The 24,362-nt window shown below is 65.7% G+C and carries 23 protein-coding genes; 17 read left to right on the top strand and 6 right to left on the bottom strand.

The features are described from left to right. Positions 1-35 precede the first annotated feature (35 nt). The 3 genes from ppsA (at position 36) to ACIGJC_RS08060 (ending at position 4,020) form a co-directional block, all read left to right on the top strand. A complete protein-coding gene (gene ppsA, locus ACIGJC_RS08070) occupies positions 36-2,420 on the top strand; it encodes a phosphoenolpyruvate synthase (RefSeq protein ID WP_483708235.1) in 2,385 nt (794 codons plus the stop codon). A 183-nt stretch (positions 2,421-2,603) separates the two neighbouring features. Beyond that, positions 2,604-3,029 carry an NfeD family protein gene (locus ACIGJC_RS08065; RefSeq protein WP_483708234.1) on the top strand — a complete coding sequence of 142 codons (426 nt, stop codon included), beginning with the start codon at positions 2,604-2,606 and terminating at the stop codon, positions 3,027-3,029. 61 nt (positions 3,030-3,090) lie between these two features. Then, on the top strand, positions 3,091-4,020 hold the full coding sequence (locus tag ACIGJC_RS08060) for an SPFH domain-containing protein (RefSeq protein ID WP_483708233.1): 930 nt from the start codon (positions 3,091-3,093) through the stop codon (positions 4,018-4,020). A gap of 19 nt (positions 4,021-4,039) precedes the next feature. On the opposite strand, the gene smpB is transcribed toward ACIGJC_RS08060, so the two are convergent. Continuing rightward, positions 4,040-4,492 (bottom strand): SsrA-binding protein SmpB, encoded by a 453-nt coding sequence (gene smpB / locus ACIGJC_RS08055; protein WP_483708232.1) that lies wholly within the window; start codon positions 4,490-4,492, stop codon positions 4,040-4,042. A gap of 212 nt (positions 4,493-4,704) precedes the next feature. On the opposite strand from smpB, the gene ACIGJC_RS08050 reads away from it, so the two are divergent. Next, a complete protein-coding gene (locus ACIGJC_RS08050) occupies positions 4,705-5,142 on the top strand; it encodes a type II toxin-antitoxin system RatA family toxin (RefSeq protein ID WP_483708231.1) in 438 nt (145 codons plus the stop codon). Continuing rightward, the gene (locus ACIGJC_RS08045) at positions 5,129-5,476 is read left to right on the top strand and encodes an RnfH family protein (protein WP_483708230.1); all 348 of its coding nucleotides are present in this window, start codon (positions 5,129-5,131) and stop codon (positions 5,474-5,476) included. The genes ACIGJC_RS08050 and ACIGJC_RS08045 overlap by 14 nt, the downstream gene beginning before the upstream one ends. 37 nt (positions 5,477-5,513) lie before the next feature. Here ACIGJC_RS08045 and ACIGJC_RS08040 read toward each other — a convergent pair whose 3' ends face one another. Continuing rightward, complete coding sequence (locus ACIGJC_RS08040) at positions 5,514-6,050, bottom strand: DUF4124 domain-containing protein (protein WP_483708229.1); 537 nt, start codon at positions 6,048-6,050, stop codon at positions 5,514-5,516. A 103-nt stretch (positions 6,051-6,153) separates the two neighbouring features. Then, positions 6,154-7,113: a DMT family transporter gene (locus tag ACIGJC_RS08035; protein ID WP_483711493.1), complete on the bottom strand. Its 960-nt coding sequence runs from the start codon at positions 7,111-7,113 to the stop codon at positions 6,154-6,156. Positions 7,114-7,236: 123 nt separating this feature from the next. Here ACIGJC_RS08035 and guaB point away from each other — a divergent pair, with 123 nt between their 5' ends. The 5 genes from guaB to pdeM all read left to right on the top strand — a co-directional run bounded on the left by guaB (position 7,237) and on the right by pdeM (position 14,646). Next, positions 7,237-8,700, top strand: a complete 1,464-nt coding sequence (gene guaB / locus ACIGJC_RS08030; protein WP_483708227.1) for an IMP dehydrogenase — start codon at positions 7,237-7,239, stop codon at positions 8,698-8,700. A gap of 76 nt (positions 8,701-8,776) precedes the next feature. Beyond that, on the top strand, positions 8,777-9,400 hold the full coding sequence (locus ACIGJC_RS08025) for a hypothetical protein (RefSeq protein WP_483708226.1): 624 nt from the start codon (positions 8,777-8,779) through the stop codon (positions 9,398-9,400). Next, positions 9,375-10,994: a glutamine-hydrolyzing GMP synthase gene (guaA, locus tag ACIGJC_RS08020; protein ID WP_483708224.1), complete on the top strand. Its 1,620-nt coding sequence runs from the start codon at positions 9,375-9,377 to the stop codon at positions 10,992-10,994. The genes ACIGJC_RS08025 and guaA overlap by 26 nt, the downstream gene beginning before the upstream one ends. A 281-nt stretch (positions 10,995-11,275) precedes the next feature. Further along, positions 11,276-13,954, top strand: a complete 2,679-nt coding sequence (locus ACIGJC_RS08015) for a ligase-associated DNA damage response DEXH box helicase (protein WP_483708223.1) — start codon at positions 11,276-11,278, stop codon at positions 13,952-13,954. Continuing rightward, positions 13,951-14,646, top strand: a complete 696-nt coding sequence (gene pdeM / locus ACIGJC_RS08010) for a ligase-associated DNA damage response endonuclease PdeM (protein WP_483708221.1) — start codon at positions 13,951-13,953, stop codon at positions 14,644-14,646. Before ACIGJC_RS08015 ends, pdeM begins: the two co-directional genes overlap by 4 nt. 14 nt (positions 14,647-14,660) lie before the next feature. Here pdeM and ACIGJC_RS08005 read toward each other — a convergent pair whose 3' ends face one another. Further along, positions 14,661-15,062, bottom strand: a complete 402-nt coding sequence (locus ACIGJC_RS08005; protein WP_483708220.1) for a hypothetical protein — start codon at positions 15,060-15,062, stop codon at positions 14,661-14,663. 173 nt (positions 15,063-15,235) lie between these two features. Between ACIGJC_RS08005 and ACIGJC_RS08000 the strand changes: the two genes are divergently transcribed. Continuing rightward, positions 15,236-15,742: a DUF1993 domain-containing protein gene (locus ACIGJC_RS08000; RefSeq protein WP_483708219.1), complete on the top strand. Its 507-nt coding sequence runs from the start codon at positions 15,236-15,238 to the stop codon at positions 15,740-15,742. 39 nt (positions 15,743-15,781) lie between these two features. Here the strand turns inward: ACIGJC_RS08000 and ACIGJC_RS07995 are convergent, their stop codons facing one another. Then, positions 15,782-16,987 (bottom strand): MFS transporter, encoded by a 1,206-nt coding sequence (locus ACIGJC_RS07995; RefSeq protein WP_483708218.1) that lies wholly within the window; start codon positions 16,985-16,987, stop codon positions 15,782-15,784. Positions 16,988-17,408: 421 nt separating this feature from the next. Here ACIGJC_RS07995 and queE point away from each other — a divergent pair, with 421 nt between their 5' ends. The 5 genes from queE (at position 17,409) to ACIGJC_RS07970 (ending at position 21,945) form a co-directional block, all read left to right on the top strand. Continuing rightward, the gene (gene queE / locus ACIGJC_RS07990) at positions 17,409-18,044 is read left to right on the top strand and encodes a 7-carboxy-7-deazaguanine synthase (RefSeq protein ID WP_483708217.1); all 636 of its coding nucleotides are present in this window, start codon (positions 17,409-17,411) and stop codon (positions 18,042-18,044) included. A 106-nt stretch (positions 18,045-18,150) separates the two neighbouring features. After that, complete coding sequence (locus tag ACIGJC_RS07985) at positions 18,151-18,627, top strand: 6-pyruvoyl trahydropterin synthase family protein (RefSeq protein ID WP_483708216.1); 477 nt, start codon at positions 18,151-18,153, stop codon at positions 18,625-18,627. Between the two features lie 7 nt (positions 18,628-18,634). After that, positions 18,635-19,168 carry a tRNA adenosine(34) deaminase TadA gene (gene tadA, locus ACIGJC_RS07980; protein ID WP_483708215.1) on the top strand — a complete coding sequence of 178 codons (534 nt, stop codon included), beginning with the start codon at positions 18,635-18,637 and terminating at the stop codon, positions 19,166-19,168. A gap of 14 nt (positions 19,169-19,182) precedes the next feature. Further along, complete coding sequence (gene ldcA, locus ACIGJC_RS07975) at positions 19,183-20,139, top strand: muramoyltetrapeptide carboxypeptidase (protein ID WP_483708214.1); 957 nt, start codon at positions 19,183-19,185, stop codon at positions 20,137-20,139. Positions 20,140-20,322: 183 nt separating this feature from the next. Then, the gene (locus ACIGJC_RS07970) at positions 20,323-21,945 is read left to right on the top strand and encodes an ABC-F family ATPase (protein WP_483708213.1); all 1,623 of its coding nucleotides are present in this window, start codon (positions 20,323-20,325) and stop codon (positions 21,943-21,945) included. Positions 21,946-22,025: 80 nt separating this feature from the next. On the opposite strand, the gene ACIGJC_RS07965 is transcribed toward ACIGJC_RS07970, so the two are convergent. Beyond that, positions 22,026-22,622 (bottom strand): hypothetical protein, encoded by a 597-nt coding sequence (locus tag ACIGJC_RS07965; protein ID WP_483708212.1) that lies wholly within the window; start codon positions 22,620-22,622, stop codon positions 22,026-22,028. A 189-nt stretch (positions 22,623-22,811) separates the two neighbouring features. Here ACIGJC_RS07965 and ACIGJC_RS07960 point away from each other — a divergent pair, with 189 nt between their 5' ends. Further along, on the top strand, positions 22,812-24,242 hold the full coding sequence (locus tag ACIGJC_RS07960; RefSeq protein WP_483708210.1) for an aldehyde dehydrogenase family protein: 1,431 nt from the start codon (positions 22,812-22,814) through the stop codon (positions 24,240-24,242). Positions 24,243-24,362: the final 120 nt, after the last annotated feature.

Here is a 24,362-nt window from a genome sequence, read left to right as displayed (position 1 = left end):
TCGCGCCAGATTTCTTACTTTGTTTTGAGGCTTTCATGACTAACCAGGCAAATAACGGCGCCTACGTGCAGCCGTTCGAGCAGTTGCGCATGTCGGATGTGGAAACGGTTGGCGGCAAGAATTCGTCGCTGGGCGAGATGATCTCCCAGCTGGCCGAAGCCGGCGTCCGTGTCCCCGGTGGTTTTGCCACCACCGCGCTGGCGTTTCGCGACTTCCTCGCTCACAACAACCTGACCCAGCGCATTTCCGATCGCCTGAAGACCCTGAACGTCGATGACGTCAAGGCCCTGGCCGAAGCCGGCGCCGAGATCCGCAACTGGGTCGTCGAGGCACCGTTCCAGCCGCGCCTGGAGCAGGAAGTCCGCGAGTTCTACGCCCGTGCCGCCGAGCGCGAAGGTGCCGAGGCATCGTTCGCCGTGCGTTCTTCCGCTACGGCCGAAGACCTGCCGGACGCTTCCTTCGCCGGCCAGCAGGAGTCCTACCTGAACGTCAGCGGCATCGACGACGTGCTGGACAAGATCAAGCACGTGTTTGCGTCGCTGTACAACGACCGTGCCATTTCGTACCGCGTGCACAAGGGCTTTGCGCATGACGTGGTCGCACTGTCGGCAGGCGTGCAGCGCATGGTCCGTTCGGACCTGGCTTCGTCGGGCGTGATGTTCACCATCGACACCGAATCGGGCTTCCCCGACGTGGTCTTCATCACCTCCAGCTATGGCCTGGGCGAAACGGTGGTGCAGGGCGCCGTGAACCCGGACGAGTTCTACGTCTTCAAGCCGACGCTGCAGGCTGGCAAGTACCCGATCATCCGCCGCTCGATCGGCTCCAAGCTGATCAAGATGGAATTCACCAAGCCGGGCGAAGCCGGCCGCGTGAAGACCGTTGACGTTCCCGCCGAACTGCGCAACCGCTACTCGATCACCGACGCCGACGTGTCGGAGCTGGCCAAGTACGCCGTGATCATCGAGAAGCACTATGGCCGCCCGATGGATATCGAGTGGGGCAAGGACGGCAAGGACGGCAAGATCTACATCCTGCAGGCCCGCCCGGAAACCGTGAAGAGCCAGTCGGCCGGCAAGGCCGAGCAGCGCTTCAAGCTGAAGGGCACCGCCCCGATCCTGACCAGCGGCCGCGCCATTGGCCAGAAGATCGGTACCGGCCCGGTGCGCGTCATCAACGACCCGGCCGAGATGGAGCGCGTGCAGCCCGGCGACGTGCTGGTGGCCGACATGACCGACCCGAACTGGGAGCCGGTGATGAAGCGCGCCTCGGCGATCGTCACCAACCGTGGCGGCCGTACCTGCCACGCGGCCATCATCGCCCGTGAACTGGGCGTGCCGGCCGTGGTCGGCTGCGGCGACGCCACCGACGTGCTGAAGGACGGCACGCTGGTCACCGTGTCGTGCGCGGAGGGCGACGAAGGCCGCATCTACGACGGCCTGCTCGAAACCGAAGTCACGGAAGTGCAGCGCGGTGAAATGCCGGAGATCGCCGTCAAGCTGACGATGAACGTGGGCAACCCGCAACTGGCCTTCGACTTCGCGCAGATCCCGAATTCCGGTGTGGGCCTGGCTCGCCTCGAGTTCATCATCAACAACAACATCGGCGTGCACCCGAAGGCCATCCTCGACTACCCGCAAGTCGATGCCGACCTGAAGAAGGCAGTGGAAAGCGTGGCCCGCGGCCATGCCAGCCCGCGCGCGTTCTACGTCGACAAGCTGGCAGAAGGTATCGCGACGATCGGTGCCGCGTTCTATCCCAAGCCGGTCATCGTGCGCCTGTCGGACTTCAAGTCCAACGAGTACAAGAAGCTGATCGGTGGCTCGCGCTACGAGCCGGACGAAGAAAACCCGATGCTGGGCTTCCGTGGTGCGTCGCGCTACATCGCCGAAGACTTCGCCGAAGCCTTCGAGATGGAATGCAAGGCCATGAAGCGCGTGCGCGACGAAATGGGCCTGACCAACGTCGAGATCATGGTGCCGTTCGTCCGTACGCTGGGCCAGGCCGAGAAGGTCATCGGCCTGCTGGCCAAGCATGGCTTGAAGCGTGGCGAGAATGGTCTGCGCGTCATCATGATGTGCGAAGTGCCGTCTAACGCCATCCTGGCCGAGCAGTTCCTGGAGCATTTCGATGGTTTCTCGATCGGTTCGAACGATCTGACCCAGCTGACCCTGGGCCTGGACCGCGACTCCGGCATGGAGCTGCTGGCGAAGGACTTCGACGAACGCGACCCTGCTGTGCGCTTCATGCTTTCGCGTGCGATTCAGGCCTGCCTCAGCCAGAACAAGTATGTCGGCATCTGCGGCCAGGGTCCTTCGGACCACCCGGATTTTGCCGCCTGGTTGGTCAAGGAAGGCATCAAGTCGATCTCGCTGAACCCGGATTCGGTCGTCGACACGTGGCAACAACTGGCGTCCTGATGTATTTGGCGTCACAATAACGACAACTGCCGGCGCTACGATGCGCCGGTTGGCACCGGCCCTGCGGCAGGTGTGAAAAGAACCCCCGCAGACGCCGATGGCGTTGCGGGGGTTTTTCTTTGCCCGACGCATTGGATGACGGTGGAAAGGGGAAGCCCGGCCTCGCCGGGGGAAAGGGGACACATGGCAATGCACTACCTGTGGTTCGTCGCCGCGGCCGTGCTCGTGATCGCCGAGCTGGCTACTGGTACGTTCTATCTGCTGATGGTTGCGCTCGGCCTCGCCGCGGGCGGCTTAGCGGCACTGTCAGGCCTGGAGCCACCGACGCAGACAGTGGTGGCGGCAGTGGTGGCCATCATCGGCATCGTCCTGCTGCGCCGCACGCGGTTTGGCCGTCTGCGCAGGAGCAATGCGGCGTCCGATCCAGGCGTCAACCTCGACATCGGCCAGGAACTCGAAGTGCCGGCGTGGGATACCTACCGCCGTGCGCGTGTGCCGTACCGTGGAGCGGACTGGACCGTCGAACTGGCGCCTGGCCCCGATGCGGCGCCGGGGCGTTATCGCATTGTCGAAGTCCGCGGTTCGACGCTGATCGTCCTGCCGCGCTGAGTCCCGTTGTTGCCGCGCCCTGGCGGCGCGGCATTGCTGTCAACTGTCCGGAGGGTCTTACATGGAAGTCTTTCAGCTTGGCTTGTTGCCGCTGATTATCCTAATCGGTGCCATCGTGCTGATTGCGAGAGGCGTCAAGATCGTGCCCCAGCAGCATGCCTGGGTGCTCGAGCGCCTGGGGCGGTATCACGCAACGCTGACGCCGGGGCTGACGATCGTGGTGCCGTTCGTCGACCGCGTCGCCTACAAGCATATCCTGAAGGAAATCCCGCTCGACGTCCCGAGCCAGGTCTGTATCACGAAGGACAACACCCAGCTTCAGGTCGACGGCGTGCTGTACTTCCAGGTCACGGACGCGATGAAGGCCTCTTACGGATCCAGCAATTTCGTGGTGGCGATCACGCAGCTGTCGCAGACCACGCTGCGCTCTGTCATCGGCAAGCTGGAACTCGACAAGACCTTCGAGGAACGCGAGTTCATCAATCACAGCGTGGTGAATGCGCTGGACGAGGCGGCTTCGAACTGGGGCGTGAAGGTGTTGCGCTACGAGATCAAGGACCTCACGCCGCCGAAGGAGATCCTGCACGCCATGCAGGCGCAGATCACGGCCGAGCGGGAGAAGCGCGCGCTCATTGCCGCGTCCGAAGGCAAGCGCCAGGAGCAGATCAACCTGGCGTCAGGCGCGCGCGAAGCCGCGATCCAGAAGTCCGAAGGCGAAAAGCAGGCCGCCATCAACAAGGCGCAGGGCGAGGCGGCAGCCATCCTTGCGGTGGCGGAGGCCAACGCGCAGGCCATCCAGAAAATCGGTCAGGCTATCCGCGTGGACGGCGGCATGGAGGCCGTGAACCTCAAGGTGGCCGAGGAGTACGTCACGGCCTTCGGCAACCTGGCCAAGCAGGGCAATACGTTGATCGTGCCGGGCAACCTGGGCGAGATGAGCAGCATGATTGCCTCTGCCTTGCAGATCGTGAAAGGGCAGAAGGCCGTCTGATTGAAGCAGGGCCGGCGGCTTATTCCTTGCTGCCGCCCTTCATGATGCGCGACTTCTCGCGCTGCCAGTCGCGTTGCTTCTCGGTTTCTCGCTTGTCGAAAAGCTTCTTGCCCTTGCCCAGGCCGATCTCGCATTTCACGCGGCCGCGCGTGTAGTGGAGGTTCAGCGGCACCAGCGTATAGCCGCGCTGTTCGACCTTGCCGATCAGCCTCTTGATCTCGTCGGCCTTGAGCAGCAGCTTGCGCGTGCGCACCGGGTCCGGATTGATGTGGGTCGACGCGCTCTGCAGCGGGCTGATGTGGGCGCCGATCAGGAACATCTCGGCATCGCGCACCACGACGTAGCCTTCCTTGATCTGTACGCGGCCCGCGCGGATCGCCTTGACTTCCCAGCCTTCCAGCACGATGCCGGCCTCGTATCGCTCTTCGATGAAGTAGTCGAAAAAGGCCTTCTTGTTATCTGCAATGGTCATGCGTGCTGGGCAGGGGTGCGTGAGTGAAAAATCTCGCCGGACGGGGCGGGCCTGGTGGCCCATTCTGCGGCGGGGATGCCGCGGGCGCCTGTGTCGGCTAAAATCCGGATTTTAGCAAACCAGCCCCGGTACCGGTCCATGTCCGCGGCGCGCCAGGTCCGATTGGCGCGATATTGCAGTGCGGGATGACCGGATACCCGATTTTTCCATTCATGGCAGACGTCCATAAATCCGTGCTGCTCGGCTATTCGGCCGGGCAGATGTACGACCTGGTCACGCGCGTGGAGGACTATCCAAAGTTCCTCCCGTGGTGTGGCGGCGTCGAGGTGTTCGAACAGACCGAGACCACGCTCGATGCCAAGATCCATATCCAGTTCAAGGGTATCCAGCAGTTTTTCCATACGCGCAATACGCAAGAGCGGCCCACGCGCATCGACATGACGTTTGCCGACGGGCCATTCAAGACGTTCAACGGCTCCTGGCGCTTTACCCCGCTGCGCGAGGATGCCTGCAAGATCGAATTCCACCTGCATTACGAGTTCTCCAGCTTGCTGCTGGAAAAGATTATCGGCCCGGTATTCAGCGTCATCGCGAATACCTTCGTGGATGCCTTCGTCAAGCGTGCCGAGGTGGTTTATGGCGCCAACTGATGCCGCGCCGGGCACGGTGCGCATCTCGGTGTGCTACGCCAGGCCGGATTCGGTTTTCCTGGAGGAAATCGATGTGCCGGAGGGCACCACGATTGCCGCGGCCATCGTCGGCTCGGGGCTGCAGCAGGCCTGCCCCGAGGTGGATCCGTCGACCATGCGCGTCGGTATCTACGGCAAGCTCAAGACACCCGATACCGTGGTGCGGGCTGGGGATCGTCTCGAAATCTATCGGCCCCTGACCGCGGATCCGAAACTGGCCCGGCGCCGGCGCGTGCAGAAGACGCGTGCGAGTGGCACGCGCGAAGGGCAGAAGTGGTTGCGCGGGGGCGGTTGAGGGCCGGGGACGCCAGCGTTGGTGTTCGGTACTGGCCTTAGCCGCAGTCCTTCTCGATATTGGCGTTGGTTTTCACGATCTCGGCCTGGCGTTGTTCGCCGCCGAGAAACTGCACGCCGCCGTCTGCGGTCATCACGCCGGTACGCGCGCCCTGTTGCAGGCCCTGCGCGTAGTTGCGCAGCTGGGCGCAACGCGTGGCGCGCTCGTTGGCTTCCGCCTCTTTCTGCGCATCCTTGGCAGCCGCCTCGAGCCGCTCCGCGCGGCGCTTCTGGAACGCTTCCTCGGCCGTTGGTGCGGGTGCCGCGGCGGCCTTTGCGGCGGCCGGCCGGGCCGGAGCGGCTTCGGCAGTGCCGGGTGTGACGGATGTGGCGGGCGTGGCCTCGACGGGCTTGTATTCGCCGGAAAGTTTCCCTGGCCCCTTCACGATGCGCGTGACGTCGGGAGGCGGGGGCACGTCGCTATACACCATCCGACCACTGGCGTCGCGCCATTGCCACTGGGCGGATGCCGATGCCGGCACAGCGGCGAGGGCGGCGGCAAGCAGCGAAAGCGACAGCGCGGACGAGCGGATCATGGCTGGGTACGGGTAGTGTCTGGACAGATGTTCCGAGGCCGGCGTTGGCTTGCCGGGCCGGCCGGGCATCCTGGATGTGACCCCGGCGACATCGAGTGCAAGTCTACGCAGACTTGTCGCTGGCGTGCAAGCGAACAGACCAGGCGACGCCGACCATGAGCAGTGCGATGGCGGCGATTTCCAGCGGCCGCGGCCAGCGGTGATCGAACACAAACCCGTATGCCAGCGCGAAAAGCGTCTCGAACACGATCATCTGGCCCGACAGCGTCAGCGGCAGCCGGCGGCTGGCGATGTTCCAGAGGTTGTTGCCAATCAGCGACGCTCCCAGTGCCATGGCGGAGTTGACCATCCAGAACCATTGCCAGTCGCGCCCGGAGCCAGGGGCGCTCAGCGCGTCGCCGGCCAGCAGCCAGCCGCCCAGGGCGAGCACGGCGGAGACCGCGCCGGTCGACAGTCCGTACAGCGCCGACCACTCATTGCCGCTGTAGTGCGGATTGCGCTGCAGGTAGCGCGCGTTATCCACGGCATACAGGGTCCAGCAGACCAGCGCGCCGGCCGCGCAGGCTACGCCCGCGAGCTTCTGCCAGACTGGCCGGGCGATGGCGCCGGCTGCGGCGGCATGCGCGCTCTGGCCGCCGCCGAACAAGTCGATGTTGATGCAGGCAATGCCGGCCGCGACCACCAGCAGCGGCCATACCAGCCGGGACAGCGGCACCGCGCCATGGTCGCGCCGGCCCATGATGGTCACGGAAATCGGCAGGATGCCGATGATCAGCGAGGTCGGACCTACCCCGGCGAGCTGCACGCCGAAGGCCAGCAGTACGTAGTACAGCAGGTTGCCCGTGAAGGCCTGGCGCAGCAATGCCACGCAATCGGCACGCGTAAGCTTGCGTGCAATGCGCTTCATCAGCGGCAGGGCGGCGACTAGTGCGACCAGCCCGTAGGCAAGGTAACGCCCGATGGCCAGCTCCCACGGCGAAAACGCCGGCAGCAGCTTGGGCGCGATGAAGACCATGCCCCAGAACGCGCCCGCCAGCAGTCCGCACAGTACGCCAATCCCCATTCCCGCCACACTTCGAAGAAAAAAGATTTCGAGCATAGCAGAGGCCGTCGTGCGCGGGCGTCTGCGCCGCGTCAAGATGCGCGCCTTCCTGTATAATTCGGTTTTGCGCCTAGAGGAATTGCTATGCGTCTTGTCCAGAAAGCACTCACGTTCGATGATGTGCTGCTCGTGCCGGCCTATTCGGCCGTCCTGCCCCGGGATGTCTCCCTTCGTACCCGCCTGACCCGTTCGATCGACCTGAACATTCCGCTGGTGTCCGCCGCCATGGATACCGTGACGGAGGCTCGCCTGGCTATTGCCATGGCGCAGGCGGGCGGCATCGGAATCGTTCACAAGAATCTGAAGCCGGCCGACCAGGCCCGGGAAGTGGCTCGCGTCAAGCGCTACGAATCGGGTGTGCTGCGTGATCCGATCACCATTTCCCCCGACATGAAGGTGCGGGAAGTGATCGCGCTGTCGCAGCAGCATGGCATTTCGGGCTTCCCGGTGCTGGAGGGCAAGACCGTCGTCGGCATCATCACCAACCGCGACCTGCGCTTCGAGGAAGAGCTGGACGCGCCGGTGCGCGCCAAGATGACCCCGCGCGAAAAGCTGGTGACCGTCAACGAAGGCGCCACGCTGGAGGAAGCCAAGCGCCTGATGAACCGTCACCGCCTGGAGCGCGTGCTGGTGGTCAACCAGGCCTTCGAGCTGCGCGGCCTGATCACCGTGAAGGACATCCAGAAGGCCGTGGACAATCCGCTGGCCAGCAAGGACGACCATGGCCAGCTGCGCGTCGGCGCGGCGGTCGGCGTGGGTCCGGACAACGACGAGCGTGTCGAACTGCTGGTCAAGGCCGGCGTGGACGTGATCGTGGTCGATACCGCCCATGGCCACAGCCAGGGCGTGCTGGACCGCGTGCGCTGGGTCAAGCAAAACTACCCGCAAGTGCAGGTTGTCGGCGGCAACATCGCCACTGGCGACGCCGCGCGTGCGCTGGTCGAGCATGGCGCGGACGGCGTCAAGGTCGGTATCGGCCCGGGCTCGATCTGCACCACGCGTATCGTTGCTGGTGTCGGCGTGCCGCAGATCACCGCCGTGTCGAACGTGGCCGAAGCCCTGAAGGGCACCGGCGTGCCGCTGATCGCCGATGGCGGCGTGCGCTACTCCGGTGACGTGGCCAAGGCGCTGGCGGCCGGCGCCCACACCGTGATGATGGGCGGCATGTTCTCGGGTACCGAGGAAGCGCCGGGCGAGGTGTTCCTGTTCCAGGGCCGCTCGTTCAAGAGCTACCGCGGCATGGGTTCGGTGGGCGCCATGAAGGACGGCGCGGCTGACCGCTACTTCCAGGAAGACAACACCGCCAACGTCGACAAGCTGGTTCCGGAAGGCATCGAAGGCCGCGTGGCCTACAAGGGCTCGGTCATGGCCATCATCCACCAGCTCACCGGCGGCGTGCGCGCCTCGATGGGCTACTGCGGCAGCAAGTCGATCGCCGACTGGCATGAGAGCTCGCAGTTCGTGCAGATCACCGCGGCCGGCATGCGCGAGTCGCACGTGCACGACGTGCAGATCACCAAGGAAGCGCCGAACTACCACATCGACTGACCCGCGCGGCGGGCCTGCCGAGCCAGGTGCCAGGCATCCCGGCAGGCAAGCCTGCCGGGCCTGCTGAGGACCGCTCATGAAGGTGCTGCTGCGAGCCGTACTGTTCTTCGACGCCTTGCTCGACCTGATGCTCGGCGTGCTGCTGCTGATGTCGCCGTTCACGACGTTGTATGCGGCCCTGCAACTGCCCCAGCCGCAACCGGCGCTGTTCGGACAGTTGCTGGGTGTCGCGCTGATCGGCTTGTCCTGGCTGCTGTGGCATGCCACCGTCAACGGACAGATGACGGTGACCGTGGCTCGGACCGTTGGCTACGTGAACCTGGCCAGCGCGCTGCTGATCCTCTCCTGGCTGGTGTTCCTGGAACTGCCGCTGGAAGGCGCCGGCAAGGTCTGGGTGCCCATCCTGGTGGCCATGCTTGGCTTTTTCGCGCTGGTGCAGATACCGGCGGCCAAGCGCGTCCGCAACCGCGAGCGGCAGGCGAAGGCAGAGCGCGAGCTGCAGCAGGCCAGCGAAGCCCATGATCCACGCCCGCAACCCGGCCCCGCGCGCCGCGCGCAAACATCGACATTCCCCGACAACCGGCGCGAGCCGGTCATCACGCCGCCGCCCGGCTATGGCCCGGGCACGGAAGTGACAACCGAACCCGAACCGGAAGATACGCCACCCGCCCATCATGCACGACAAAATCCTTATTCTTGATTTCGGCTCGCAGGTCACGCAGCTGATTGCCCGCCGCGTTCGCGAGGCCCACGTCTACTGCGAGATCCATCCGAACGATGTGAGCGACGAATTCGTCCGCGAATTCGCGCCCAAGGGCATCATCCTGTCGGGCAGCCACGCCAGCACCTACGAAGACCACCAGCTGCGCGCGCCGCAGGCGGTGTGGGACCTGGGCGTGCCGGTGCTCGGCATCTGCTACGGCATGCAGACCATGGCCGTGCAGCTCGGAGGCAAGGTCGAGTGGAGCGATCACCGCGAATTCGGCTACGCCGAAGTCCGCGCGCATGGCCATACCGCGCTGCTCAAGGACATCGAGGATTTCACCACGGCCGAAGGCCATGGCATGCTCAAGGTCTGGATGAGCCACGGCGACAAGGTTGCCGCGCTGCCGCCTGGCTTCAAGCTGATGGCCTCCACCCCGAGCTGCCCGATCGCCGGCATGGCCGACGAGGCGCGCGGCTACTACGCGGTCCAGTTCCACCCGGAAGTCACGCACACGTCGAAGGGCCGCGAGATGCTGGAGCGCTTCGTGCTGGGCGTCTGCGGCGCCGGCGCGGACTGGGTGATGAAGGACCACATCGAGGAAGCGGTATCCCTGATCCGCAAGCAGGTCGGCGACGAGGAGGTGATCCTGGGCCTGTCCGGCGGCGTGGATTCGTCGGTGGCTGCCGCGCTGATCCATCGCGCGATCGGTGACCAGCTCACCTGCGTGTTCGTCGACCATGGCCTGCTGCGCCTGGACGAGGGCAAGATGGTGATGGAGATGTTTGCCGGCCGCCTGCATGCCAAGGTCGTGCATATCGATGCGTCGGAGCAATTCCTCGGCCATCTGGCCGGCGTGACCGACCCCGAACAGAAACGCAAAATCATCGGCCGCGAGTTTGTTGAGGTCTTCCAGGCGGAAGCCAAGAAACTCACCAACGCGAAGTGGCTGGCCCAGGGCACGATCTACCCCGACGTGGTCGAGTCGGGCGGCACCAAGACCAAGAAGGCCACCACCATCAAGAGCCACCACAACGTGGGTGGGCTGCCCGAGACGCTTGGCCTGAAGCTGCTGGAGCCGCTGCGCGACCTGTTCAAGGACGAAGTCCGCGAACTGGGCGTGGCGCTGGGCCTGCCGCCGGAGATGGTGTACCGCCATCCGTTCCCGGGTCCGGGCCTGGGCGTGCGCATCCTCGGCGAAGTCAAGCGCGACTACGCGGACCTGCTGCGCCGTGCGGATGCCATCTTTATCGAGGAACTGCGCAAGACCATCGCGACGGAGCAAGACGCCGCCGCCGGCTTGTGCGAGCCGCAGCAGGTGGGCAAGAGCTGGTACGACCTGACCAGCCAGGCTTTTGCGGTGTTCCTGCCGGTGAAGTCTGTGGGTGTGATGGGCGATGGCCGGACCTATGACTACGTCGTGGCGCTGCGCGCCGTGCAGACCACCGACTTCATGACCGCGCACTGGGCGCACCTGCCGTACTCGCTGCTGGGCCGTTGCTCGAACCGGATCATCAATGAAGTCCGGGGCCTGAACCGGGTCGTGTATGACGTGTCGGGCAAGCCGCCTGCGACGATCGAGTGGGAATGATGCGGCGCGAGCCGATCGCTATCCCAGGCGGTTGAGCCAGTACCGAGTCTGTCACCGAAGCCCGCGCTGTTGCGCGGGCTTCGTGTTTTTTGGCGATCACGAGATCGCTATCCGTGTGGGAATACGCCGACAACGGAACGGGATGTCACCGGCTGACGACGGCAAACGCGTCACCTACGCTTCACGGTAGCGGGTGGTGGCTGGCAGCGGGATCCGCTCGGGTTTTCGACTGCCGGGTTCCATCTGGCAATGGGCCACCTGAACGGCCGGTCGGGGGAAGCATGGCAACAAAGCGGCGTGACGTCACGCCACCTTCGCCCCCGGTAGCGCGCAAGCTGCCGGAATTGTTTGCCGCGCGCCACTGGCAGCCGTTCGACTTCCAGCGCGCGGTATGGGACGCCATCGGACGAGGGCAAAGCGGCTTGCTGCACGCCACCACAGGCACCGGCAAAACCTATGCCGCATGGCTGGGCGCCTTGCTCGCCTTTGCCAGCCCGCCAACCCGCCCCGGAGCGCCGTCACCTTCGTTGACCGTGCTCTGGCTGACGCCGATGCGCGCGCTTGCGGCGGACACCACCCGGGCGCTGCTCGCACCGCTTGCCGAACTCGGCCTCGACTGGAGTGTGGGGTTGCGCACCGGCGATACCAGCAGCAGCGAGCGCGCGGCACAGGCACGCCGGCTGCCGACCGCGCTGGTCACCACACCGGAAAGCCTGTCGCTGCTGCTGACGCGCGCCGATGCGCGCGAGGCGCTCCAGAGCGTGCGGCTAGTCGTGGTTGACGAGTGGCACGAACTGATCGGCAGCAAGCGCGGGGTGCAAGTGCAACTGGCGCTGGCCCGGCTGCATCAATGGCAGCCGGACCTTTGCGTGTGGGGCTTGTCCGCGACGCTTGGCAACCTGAATCATGCGCGCGATGTGCTGCTCGCCGGTGTTGCGCCGGAACGGCGCGTGCTGGTCCACGGCCATACGCCCAAGACACTCATCATCGACACGCTGCTACCGGACGCCGCCAGCCGTTTCCCATGGGCGGGACACCTTGGCCTGTCGATGTTGCCGCACGTGGTGCGCGAACTGGAAGCGAGCACCACCACGCTTGTGTTCCTGAATACTCGATCGCAGGCGGAGCTCTGGTACCAGGCATTGCTGGAGGCTCGACCGGACTGGGCCGGCCAGATTGCGCTGCATCACGGATCGCTGGACCGCGCCGTGCGCGAATGGGTCGAGCAGCACCTCAAGAACGGCGAGTTGCGCGCCGTGGTGTGTACCTCCAGCCTGGACCTTGGCGTGGACTTCCTGCCGGTGGAACGCGTGCTGCAGATCGGCTCGCCCAAGGGCGTGGCGCGGCTGCTGCAGCGCGCCGGGCGATCGGGGCACGCCCCGGGCAGGGCATCGCGCGTGACCGTGGTGCCCACGCACAGCCTGGAACTTGTGGAGTCGGTCGCAGCGAGAGAGGCTGCGCTGGCCGGGCGGATCGAGGCGCGCGATTCGCCGGACAAGCCGCTCGACGTGCTGGTGCAGCATCTGGTCACGGTGGCACTGGGCGGCGGATTCCGGGCGGACGACCTGCTGGCCGAAGCGCGGACCACGTGGGCCTACCGCGCGCTGACCGGGGAGGAATGGCGATGGTGCCTCGACTTCGTGCGAAATGGCGGCGGTACGTTGTCTGCCTATCCCGACTATCACCGAGCGATGCCCGACGATGACGGCGTCTGGCGCGTGCCGGATGCCCGGCTGGCGCGCCGGCACCGGATGAGCGTGGGTACGATCGTCAGCGATGCGACGATGCAGGTGCGCTACTGGACTCGCGCAGGCAGCGGCGGTGCATCCCTGGGGACAGTCGAGGAAGGCTTTATCGCTCGCCTGGCGCCCGGTGACTGTTTCCTGTTCGGCGGCCGCCTGCTGGAACTGGTGCGCACGCAGGAGATGACCGCCTACGTGCGCCGCGCCACGGGCAAGCGGCCGGCCGTGCCGCGCTGGAACGGCGGCAAGATGCCGCTTTCCACGGAGCTCGCCGACGCCGTCGTCGCCACACTTGATGCCGTGCGCGCGGGTCGGCTGGATCTGGCCACGACGCCCGAACTGCCGTTGATCGAGCCGCTCGTGGCCTTGCAGATGCGCTGGTCGTCAGTGCCTGCGCCGGACACGCTGCTGGCGGAGACGCTGCATTCGCGCGAAGGCTGGCACCTGTTTCTCTACCCCTTCGCCGGGCGTTCCGTGCATCTCGGCCTCGGCAGCTTGCTGGCATGGCGGCTGGGGCAGAAAGTACCGGCTACGTTCTCGGTGGCAGTCAACGACTATGGATTGGAGTTGCTGGCGTCCGCGCCGCTGGATTGGGGGCAGTGGCTGCCACAGGTGCTGGCCGAAGAGCGCCATCGCGATCTGGCCGCCGACGTGATGGGCAGCCTGAACGCCGGCGAGCTGTCGCTGCGCCGCTTCCGCGAGATCGCTCGCGTGGCGGGGCTGGTGTTCCAGGGCTATCCCGGCGCCGCCAGGAGCGCGCGGCAGCTGCAGGCCTCGTCGAGCCTGTTCTATGAAGTCTTTCGCAAGCACGACCCCGGCAATCTGCTGCTCGGGCAGGCCGAACGCGAGGTGCTGATGCAGGAGCTGGATGCGCACCGCCTGACCACCACGCTGGCGCGGCTGGCGTCAATGCGGCTGGACTTGCGCGTGCTGGAACGGCCGTCGCCGCTGGCGTTCCCGCTGATCGTGGAATTCCTGCGCGAGAAACTCAGCACCGAGAAGCTTGCGGACCGCATCGCCCGCATGCTCTCCGACCTGGAACGCGCCGCGGGTCCGGCGCCGGACTACACGGGGCCGATGCATGACATGCCGCCCGGCGTTGATGCAGCGCGCGTGGCAGAGCAAGCGCGCTTCGGCATGTCCGACCACGCAGGACCGGCGGGCCCGCGCAAGCCTCGACGGACGCGCAAGCCGTCCCGGCCACTACCGCTGCTATGACCGGCATGAGCGATATCCACCTGGTTGCGTCGGGGGCCCATGCCGTGCGTGTGGCCGGCGAGACGCTGTGGCTGCTGCCGGAGCATGCGGTGTGGTGGCCGGCGGGCAGCATGCTGCTCGTGGCGGATGTCCATATCGGCAAGGGCGCGGCCTTCCGCGCATTGGGCCAGCCGGTGCCGAGCGGGACCACTGCCGACAACCTGGCGCGGCTACATGCGCTGGTGCGTCGCTATCCGGCGAACGAACTGGTGTTTCTCGGGGACTTTCTGCACGCCCGCGCCGCGCGCACGGGCGCCGTATTGATGGCGCTGCGCGACTGGCGGCGCTGCCTGCCGGCGCATCTGCGCTGCACGCTGGTACGCGGCAACCACGACACTCACGCCGGTGATCCGCCGCCCGACCTGGAGATCGCAGTCGTCACCGAGCCGCTTTCGGCCGGACCCTTTGCTTTGTGCCACATGCCGGGGACTTCGCCTCAAGGCTTCGTGCTGGCGGGCCATCTGCACCCTGCCTGCGTGCTGCGCGGCACCGGCGGCGACGTGTTGCGGCTGCCGTGTTTTGTGTTCGGCGCAGAGGGCGCCATCCTGCCAGCGTTTGGCGCGTTCACGGGACACGCTACGATCCGGGCGCAACCTGGCGAGCAGTGCTACGTGGTTGGCGACGGCCGGGTGTGGCCCGTGCCGGTCAGGTAAGGCAGGGGCGCAACTCAGGCCCCGCCCAGCAGATCCTGCTCATCCAGCAGCGCATAGGCAATCTCGGGCGTGGTCTCCATCGCCCGGCGTATCGCCGCGGGAATCGCCTGCTTCGTCTTCCGGCATAGTCCCGGCTTATCTTCGAGCTGGATGTTGATCCCCCGCAGCGTGCGCACGCCATTCGCGCTCGGCGTGATGGTCAGGACGATGCCAAGTTGTGCCTGCAAGCGGCCGCCCAGATGCCGCAGGTCGGCGAGGCTCGTCACGCTTTCCAGCCGCGCCACCAGCCGTTTTTCCTCCTCGCGGGTCAGGCGCAGGACGCTGAGATCGGCGGCCGGATCGGCCAGCAGTTCTTCCCGGCGGCAAGTGCAGGCGCCGGGGGGGCATTCCGTGCGGATCGGGAAGGGCGCGTTCATCGGGGGCGGCCGGGCTGGCCCCATGCGGGGGCGGTAACTGGATATCTTAATGCACGGCGCGGTGGGCCGGCGCATGGACCGTCTGCAAGAGGCGCCAATTCGATTTATGCTGCCGCTGGCGACGCAGCACAGCCGCATACCCATAACCGGATATGACCATGCCAGGAGACCACATGGCCCTCTCGATGTATGAAGTATCGATTCCCGCGTTTATCCGCGCCTTGAACAACCTGTCGGCCATTTTGGAAAAAGGCGCGGCGCATGCGCAGGCGCAGGGCATGGACCCCGCCGACCTGATCCAGACGCGACTGATCGCCGACATGGATACGCTGGCGAACCAGGTGCAACGCGCCAGCGATGCCGCGAAGGGCTGCGCGGCGCGGCTCGCGGGGATCGATGTGCCATCGTTTGCCGATACGGAAGCGACGTTTCCCGAACTGCAGGAGCGCATCGCGAAGACCGTGGACTTCCTGAAGTCGGTCCGTCCCGAGCAGCTCGAAGGCAGCGAAGCAAGAAGCATCGAACTGAAGCTCAGGCAGGGTGCCATCACCTTCGACGGGAAAAGCTATCTGCTGGGCTTTGCCCTGCCGAACTTCTACTTTCACATCACCACTGCCTACGACATCCTGCGCCACAAGGGCGTGCAGATCGGCAAGATGGATTACCTCGGCACGCGCTGAGCCGCCGGCCTTGCCCCGGGTGGGGCAAGGGGCCGGAGTTCAGTGCATAGCGGCGCCGGCAGGCAGTGGGCCGCGTGCATCGAAACCGGCGGCGCGGTCCAGCCGGCCGCTCAGTTCCGTCAGGCCAAGCGCCACCAGCACAACCAGCGCGCCGATCCACGGCGTATGCATCAGGCCCAGGTGCGTGACGATCAGGCCACCGGCCCAGGCCGCCCCGGCAATGCCAAGGTTGAAGGCCGCGATGTTCAGCCCGGAGGCCACGTCGACGGCATTGGGCGTATGGCGCTCCGCCTGCTTGACTACGTAGACCTGCAGGCCGGGCACATTGCCGAAGGCCACGGCACCCCAGGCCAGCACGGTGGCGACCACCAGCCAACGGTGCGGCGCGGTGAACGTCAGCACGAACAGCACCACGGCGAGCAACAGGAAGACCAGCCGCAGGGCGGGAATGGGGCCATGGCGATCGGCCAGGCGGCCGCCCCAGATATTGCCCACCGCCACGGATACGCCGTACACGAGCATCACCAGCCCGACGGCGCTGGCGCTGAAGCCCGATACATCCTGCAGGATCGACGCCAGGAAGGTGAACGGAATGAACGAGCCGCCATAGCCGATCGCCGTCTTCGCATACACCAGCAACAAGCGTGGCTCCGCCAGCACGCGGGCCTGCTGCAGCAGCGAGGCAGGCGGCGAATGCGGGATCGACGACGGCACGAACAGCAGGCTGCCGACAAAGGCGATCATGCCGAGTGCCGAGACGGCCAGGAAGGTCTCGCGCCAGCCGAAATGCTGGCCGATGAAGGTGCCCAGCGGAACGCCGGTCACCAGTGCGACCGTCAGGCCGGTGAACATGATGGCAATGGCACTGGCCGCCTTGTCCTTCGGCACCAGGCCGGTAGCGATGGTGGAGCCGATCGAGAAGAACACGCCGTGGGCCAGGCCGGTCAGGATGCGCGCGACGACCAGCGATTCATAGCTCGGCGCTTTCCAGGCAAGCAGGTTGCCAAGCGTGAAGAGCGCCATCAGCGAAAGCAACAGTGCCTTGCGCGGCAGCCGGCCGGTCAGTGCGGTAAGCACCGGAGCGCCGACCGCTACCCCAAGGGCATACAGGCTGACCAGCATGCCGGCCGACGGCACGCTGATGTGCAGGTCGGTGGCGATGGTCGGGATCAGTCCGACGATCACGAATTCCGTCGTGCCGATGGCGAACGCGCTGAGTGTCAGCGCTAACAGGGCAATGGGCATGGTCTGCCTCCAGGAGAAGATGGGATGGCGGCAGTGTGCCTGTCTTACCTTTGCGGATTAAGGTGGTGATCGACAGAAGATATTTGAAATGAACGCAACAATGGTTCGTGCGTCCTGACGAGGCTGTCCGGTGCCCGGGCGAGAGGCGAGGTGATGGAGGCGACCCTTGCGCCACGTGCGGTGCGGTGGCCATCTCAGCGAAAACCCTGACTCGTCTGGTATACTTCCGCGTTGTCTGGCCGCTGCCGGATACAGCCTGCGAGAGGCCATGCGGAGCCCCGCCCCGATGCACTGCCGGAGGCCGCCTTGCCTCAAGCCATCTCTGATCCGGAGTCCTGGCCTCGCTCTCCCGACCCATGAAAGACTGGCCGCCATTGGCCGCTGAAACCATTGCGTTCCTGACCGGAGCGCGCCGCAAAGCATGACTTACGCCGTCAAGGAAATCTTCTATACGCTGCAGGGCGAAGGCGCCAACGCCGGCCGAGCCGCGGTGTTCTGCCGCTTTGCCGGCTGCAACCTGTGGAGCGGGCGCGAAGAGGACCGGTCCACTGCGGTTTGCCAGTTCTGCGACACGGATTTCGTCGGCACCGACGGCACGCGCGGCGGCAAGTACCGCACGGCCGGGGAACTGGCCGCGACGGTCGCTTCCGAATGGCCGCAAGGCGCCGGCGGCAAGCCGCTGGTGGTGTGCACCGGCGGCGAGCCGCTGCTGCAGCTCGATGGTCCGCTGATCGACGCGCTGCACGCGCAGGGCTTCGAGATCGCGATTGAAACCAACGGCACGATCGAGGTGCCGCCGGGAATCGACTGGGTTTGCGTGAGCCCCAAGATGGGCTCCGAACTCGTGGTCAGGAAGGGCGACGAGCTGAAGGTGGTGATGCCGCAGGCCGGGCAAGACTTCGCCGCATACGAGCAGCTGGATTTCCGGTATTTCCTGGTGCAAGCCATGGACGGCCCGCTGGCCCGCGAAAATACCGCCGCCGCCGTGGCGTTCTGCCAGCGACACCCGCGCTGGCGCCTGTCGCTGCAGACCCACAAGCTGCTGGGCATCCGCTGATTCAGGCGGATTCCTGTCCCGTGGCCGCAGCGTGGGCCACAATAGAGCCTGCGGACTCCGGCATGAAGTCCACCCAATGCAGGCCGCCTTGCAAGCGCCCGTACCCATGAGCAAACAAGTTTCCATTACCCGCCGGCTCGAATTCGATTCCGGCCATCGCATCCCGAACCACTGCGGCCAGTGCCGCAATATCCATGGCCATCGCTATCGCCTGGACCTGACGCTGTCGGGCGAGGTGCTGCATCGCGAGGGTGCGTCGGATGACGGCATGATCCTCGATTTCGGCGATATAAAGTCGCTGGCCCAGGACCACCTGGTGTCCAAATGGGACCATGCGTTCCTGATTTATCGCGGCGACACCGCGCTGCTGAACTTCCTGCAGTCGATGGAAGGGCACAAGACCGTGGTGCTGGACGCCATCCCGACGGTCGAGAACCTGGCGCAGATCGCCTTCGACATGCTGGCCCCGGTGTTCAAGGACTGCTTCGGCCACCATTTGCAACTGACCCGCCTGGTCCTGTTCGAAACGCCCAACTGCTGGGCCGAAGTCACCGCCACGGCGGAGCTGCCGGCACAGGACTGAGTCGCCCATGTCGGAAACCCGCACGGCGCAGGACATCGCGCGCGACGAGCGCTATATGCGCGCTGCCATGGACGAGGCGCGCCTGGCCGAAGCCGCGGGCGAGGTGCCGGTCGGCGCGGTGGTGGTGTGGAACGATGCCATCATCGCGCGCGGGCACAACCTGCCGATCACGTCGATGGATCCGTCGGCCCATGCCGAGATGCAGGCCCTGCGCGCGGCCGCGCAAGTGCTGGGCAACTACCGCATGCCCGAGTGCGAGCTGTACGTGACGCTGGAACCGTGCGCGATGTGCAGCGGCGCCATCCTCCATGCGCGCCTGCGCCATGTGGTGTTCGGCGCGACGGACCCGAAGACGGGTGCGGCCGGCAGCGTGGTGAACCTGTTCGAGCAGGCGCAGCTCAACCACCAGACCACCATGACGAGCGGCGTGCTGGCAGCCGAATGCGGGCAGATGCTGAAGGACTTCTTCGGCGCCCGGCGCCGCGCGCAGAAGGCCGCGCAACTCGCTGCACGAAGCTTGTCCGATCCCGAACAACCCTGATCAAGCCAACCCGTATGAGCACACCGAGCATCCAGCCGCATACCGAAGTCCGTCTGATCGCATCGTCCGGGTATCCGCACGATGTCGCCATCGCGGCACGCGGCTGTGCCTGGCTCAAGGCGCACGGGTACCACACGACCAACCCCGACGTGCTGGCGCGGCGCTACCTGCGCTTTGGCGGCACCGATGCCGAACGGCTCGCGGACCTGCATGCGATCGGCACCGGTACTCCGCACGAGCTCACGCTGGCCGTGCGTGGTGGCTACGGCATCGCACGACTGCTGGAGCGGCTCGATTTCGCGCAGATCGCCGAGCAAGCGCGCGCCAGCGGCACGCCCATCGTCGGCCACAGCGATTTCACGGCGTTCCAGCTGGCCTATCTGGCGGCAACCGGCGGCGTGACGTTTGCCGGGCCGATGCTGCTGGCGGATTTCGGCGCGGACATGGTCGACCCGTTCATGTGGGAGCACTTCGAAGGCATCCTGCGCGATCCGGCCTACACGGTGACGGTGCTGGCCCCGCAGGACGGCGGGCAGCCGTTCTCGGGCACGGTGGCGGGCACGCTGTGGGGCGGCAACCTGGCCATGCTGTGCAGCCTGCTGGGCACTCGCTTCATGCCGAAGGTGGAAGGCGGCATCCTGTTCCTGGAGGACATCAACGAGCCGCCGTATCGCGTGGAACGCATGCTGGTCCAGTTGCACCAGGCCGGCGTGCTCGGTGCGCAGCGCGCCGTCGTCCTTGGTGATTTTTCGAACTACCGCGTGACGGACTACGACAACGGCTACGACATGGACGCCGTCGTCGCCTACCTGCGCGACGAGTTGAAGGTGCCGGTGGTGACCGGCCTGCCGTTCGGCCACTGTGCGCGCAAGCTGACGCTGCCGGTTGGCGCGCAGGCGCAGCTCAGCGCAAGTGCGGAGGGGTTCACGCTGGGCCTTTCGGATTATCCGGTGCTGCCGGCCCTGGCCTGACGCGCTTTCGACCCGCACCCTCCGGTCGCCGGAAAGGCGTGCGGATGGTAAAATAATCGGTTATTCCCCCACTTCCTCCGGGGTTCTCCCATGAACCGGGGCGCATCGCATTCGGCGGCGCCGCCCCGTTCCGGCAAGCCTGGCGCATTGGCGCCATACCCGTTTCCAGACAAGGTTCCAGACGTGCTTTCTACCGCAAACATCACCATGCAGTTCGGCCCCAAGCCGTTGTTCGAGAATATCTCGGTCAAGTTCGGCGAGGGCAACCGCTACGGCCTGATCGGCGCGAACGGCTGCGGCAAGTCCACCTTCATGAAGATCCTCGGTGGCGACCTGGAGCCGTCGTCGGGCAACGTCATGCTGGAGCCGGGCATTCGACTGGGCAAGCTGCGCCAGGACCAGTTCGCCTATGAAGACATGCGCGTGCTGGACGTCGTGATGATGGGCCACACCGAGATGTGGGCCGCCGCGCAGGAGCGCGACGCCATCTACGCCAACCCCGAAGCGACCGACGAAGACTACATGAAGGCCGCCGAACTGGAGGCCAAGTATGCCGAGTACGACGGCTACACCGCCGAGGCCCGTGCCGGCGAACTGCTGCTGGGCGTAGGCATTCCCACCACCCAGCACCAGGGCCCGATGAGCGACGTCGCGCCGGGCTGGAAGCTGCGCGTGCTGCTGGCGCAGGCACTGTTCTCGAACCCGGACGTGCTGCTGCTCGACGAGCCGACCAACAACCTGGACATCAACACGATCCGCTGGCTGGAGACTGTGCTCAACGAGCGCAACTCCACCATGATCATCATCTCGCACGATCGCCACTTCCTGAACTCCGTGTGCACGCACATGGCCGACATGGACTACGGCACGCTCAAGGTCTACCCGGGCAACTACGACGACTACATGGAAGCGTCGATGCAGGCCCGCGAGCGACAGATGGCCGCCAATGCGCGCGCCAAGGAGCGCATCAGCGAACTGCAGGACTTCGTGCGCCGCTTCTCGGCCAACAAGTCCAAGGCCCGCCAGGCGACCTCGCGCGCCAAGCAGATCGAGAAGATCAAGGTCGAGGACATCAAGCCCTCGTCGCGCCAGAACCCGTTCATCCGCTTCGAGTTCGAGAAGAAGCTGCACAACCTGGCGGTCGAGGTGGAAGGCATCACCAAGACCTACGACCGCAAGATCATCAACAACCTGTCGCTGGCGATCCAGGCCGGGGAGCGCGTGGCGATCATCGGCGAAAACGGCGCGGGCAAGACCACGCTGCTGCGCAGCCTGCTGAACGGCGCGGTGCAGACCGGCGTGCAGCGCGGTGTCGAGGTCGACCGCGGCCTGGTCAAGTGGGCCGAGAACGCCAACGTCGGCTACATGCCGCAGGACACCTACGAGGAATTCCCGACCGACCGCGACGTCATGGACTGGATGAGCCAGTGGACGCAGGCCGGCGATGACGAGACCTCGCTGCGCGGCACGCTGGGCCGCCTGCTGTTCTCGGCGGACGACATCAAGAAGAACGTCAAGGTGCTGTCCGGTGGCGAAAAGGGCCGCATGATCTGGGGCAAGCTGATGCTGGGCCGCCACAACGTGCTGGCGCTGGACGAGCCGACCAACCACATGGACATGGAGTCGATCGAGTCGATGCAGATCGCGCTGGACAAGTTCCAGGGAACGCTGATCTTCGTCTCGCACGACCGCGAGTTCGTAAGCGGCCTGGCCACGCGCGTGATCGAAGTGCGTACCGATGGCACGCTGACGGATTACCTCGGCACGTATGACGAGTACCTGCAGTCGCAGGGCATCGACGGCTAAGCGCCCGAACCCGTGTCAACGCAAAGGCCGCCTCCGGGCGGCCTTTGTGCTTCTCGTTCGCTGTTTGCGACGGCTCGAGTTCAGCCGCCTGCGTCCATCCCCATCATCCTGACGAGCTCGTCGAGCTGCCCGGTGATGGCTTGCGCGGTGATCTCGCCCTTGGCCTTGAGCAGTGCGCCGTTGAGCGGGTCACGCAGGGCGATCAACGCCGGGAGATCGGTGGCTTTTTCGACCTTGACCTGCATGACGTAACCGCGCAGGCCAAGGTGCTGGCTGATGACGTCCGTGTAGAAGTGGTACAGGCGCTGGTAGGCCCGGATATCCGCCTCTGAGTGGGGCGCCGTAGCCGGCGCCTGGGCGGACTCCTGCGCTTCGACGCGGCGCATGGCATACATCGAGAAGAGATTGCTGTCCTCGCTGGCGGGTGCGGCCTTCACCGGGGCGGGCCGCTGCTGCGGGGCGGCTTCCGGCACGGTCTCGACCAGGGCCATTTGCACCAGCTGTTTGAGCGACTCCGACCCTATTCCCATGCCGTCAAGCTGCGACAGCAGTTCCTGCTCGCGCCGTTCGCCATTGACGATCAGCAGCAGGGCGCGCAGCTTGTGATCCAGCTTGCGCGCGCGCGTCTTGATCTCGTCAAGGCCGGCTTCGGTCTTGCGGTAAATCGGGTTAACCACGTCTCGCTCCCTGTTATGTATCCGCCGCGCTGGCGAGATCCCAGGGGCGCGGCCGATTATCGCCATCTGTTGCCTCGCGGATGGCGCAGCCTGAAAAACCGCCTGCTCCAATCCGCTCTACAATGTGGTGCACCATAAAAGTAACAAAATAATTGCAACCGCTGATTGACCAAACTGACAACTGTGGCCATGCAACAACGAGACAAACTCTTTATCAACGGCAAATGGGTCAGCCCGCACGGCACGGGGCTGATCGACGTCATCCATTCCACCACCGAAGCGGTCATGGGGCGTATCCCCGAGGGAAGCCCGCGCGACGCGGAAGACGCGATCCAGGCTGCCCGGGCCGCGTTTGATGGCTGGGCCAGCACGCCGCCGGCGGTGCGCGCCGACTATATCCGCAAGATCGCCGAGGGCCTGAAGGCGCGGACCGAAGAACTGGCCCAGCTGATTGCGGGCGAGGTCGGCATGCCGATCAAGCTGGCACGCGCGATCCAGGTCAGCGGCCCGGTCTACAACTGGGGCCAGGCCGCGAAGCTGGTGGAAAGCTTCGAATTCGAGGAAGAGGTCGGCAATTCGCTGGTCGTGCGCGAGCCGGTCGGCGTGGTGGCCGCGATCACGCCATGGAACTACCCGCTCAACCAGATCACGCTGAAGGTGGCGCCCGCGCTGGCCGCCGGCTGCACGGTGGTGCTCAAGCCGTCGGAAGTGGCGCCGCTCAATGCCTTCGTGCTGGCCGAGGTGATCGAAGCGGCAGGCCTGCCGCCGGGCGTGTTCAACCTGGTGACCGGGTATGGTCCGGTGGTAGGCGAGGTGCTGGCCAGCCATCCCGAGGTCGACATGGTGTCGTTCACGGGCTCGACCCGGGCCGGCAAGCGTGTGTCGGAACTGGCATCGCAGACCGTCAAGCGCGTGGCGCTGGAACTGGGCGGCAAGTCCGCCTCGGTGGTGCTGGACGATGCCGACCTGCCGGCGGCGGTGAAGGGCACCATCAATGCGTGCTTCCTGAATTCCGGCCAGACCTGCTCGGCGCATACGCGCATGCTGGTACCGCGCGGCCGCTATGACGAAGTGAAGGCGCTGGCCGCGAAGGTGGCCGAAGGCTTTACGGTGGGCGACCCGCTGCAGGAAACCACCCGGCTCGGGCCGCTGATTTCCGCGGTGCAGAAGGACCGCGTGACAGGTTATATCCGCCGTGGGCTGGAAGAGGGTGCCGAACTGGTCGCGGGCGGCCCCGACGCGCCGGCGGGCCTGGAGAAGGGCTTCTTCGTCAAGCCGACCGTGCTGGGCAATGTGGACCCGCGCGCCACGGTGGCGCAGGAGGAGATCTTCGGGCCGGTCCTGTCGATCATCTGCTACGACACCGAGGAAGACGCGGTGCGTATCGCCAACGACAGCGTCTATGGCCTGGGTGGCGGTGTCTGGGCCGGTGACGAAGCGCGCGCGATCCGCGTGGCGCGACGCATCCGTACCGGCCAGGTGGACATCAACGGCGGCCCGTTCAACATGCAGGCGCCGTTCGGCGGCTACAAGCAGTCCGGCAACGGGCGCGAGGCCGGCAAGTACGGGCTCGAGGAATTCCTCGAGTACAAGGCCCTGCAACTCAAGAAGCCGGCCTGATAGCCGATAATCCGTCCGGGTATCTGGGTCCAAGGCCCCGCATGGCAGCATGCGGGGCTTCTTGTTTGTGCGCGTTGGTGGCGATAATTGCCGCCAAACAAAAATTCTCTCGGGGAGATG

Source organism: Cupriavidus sp. C3SS-1, assembly GCF_057073755.1.
Note: the sequence above shows the minus strand (reverse complement) of the source record. Positions and strands in the feature narration are given on the sequence as shown.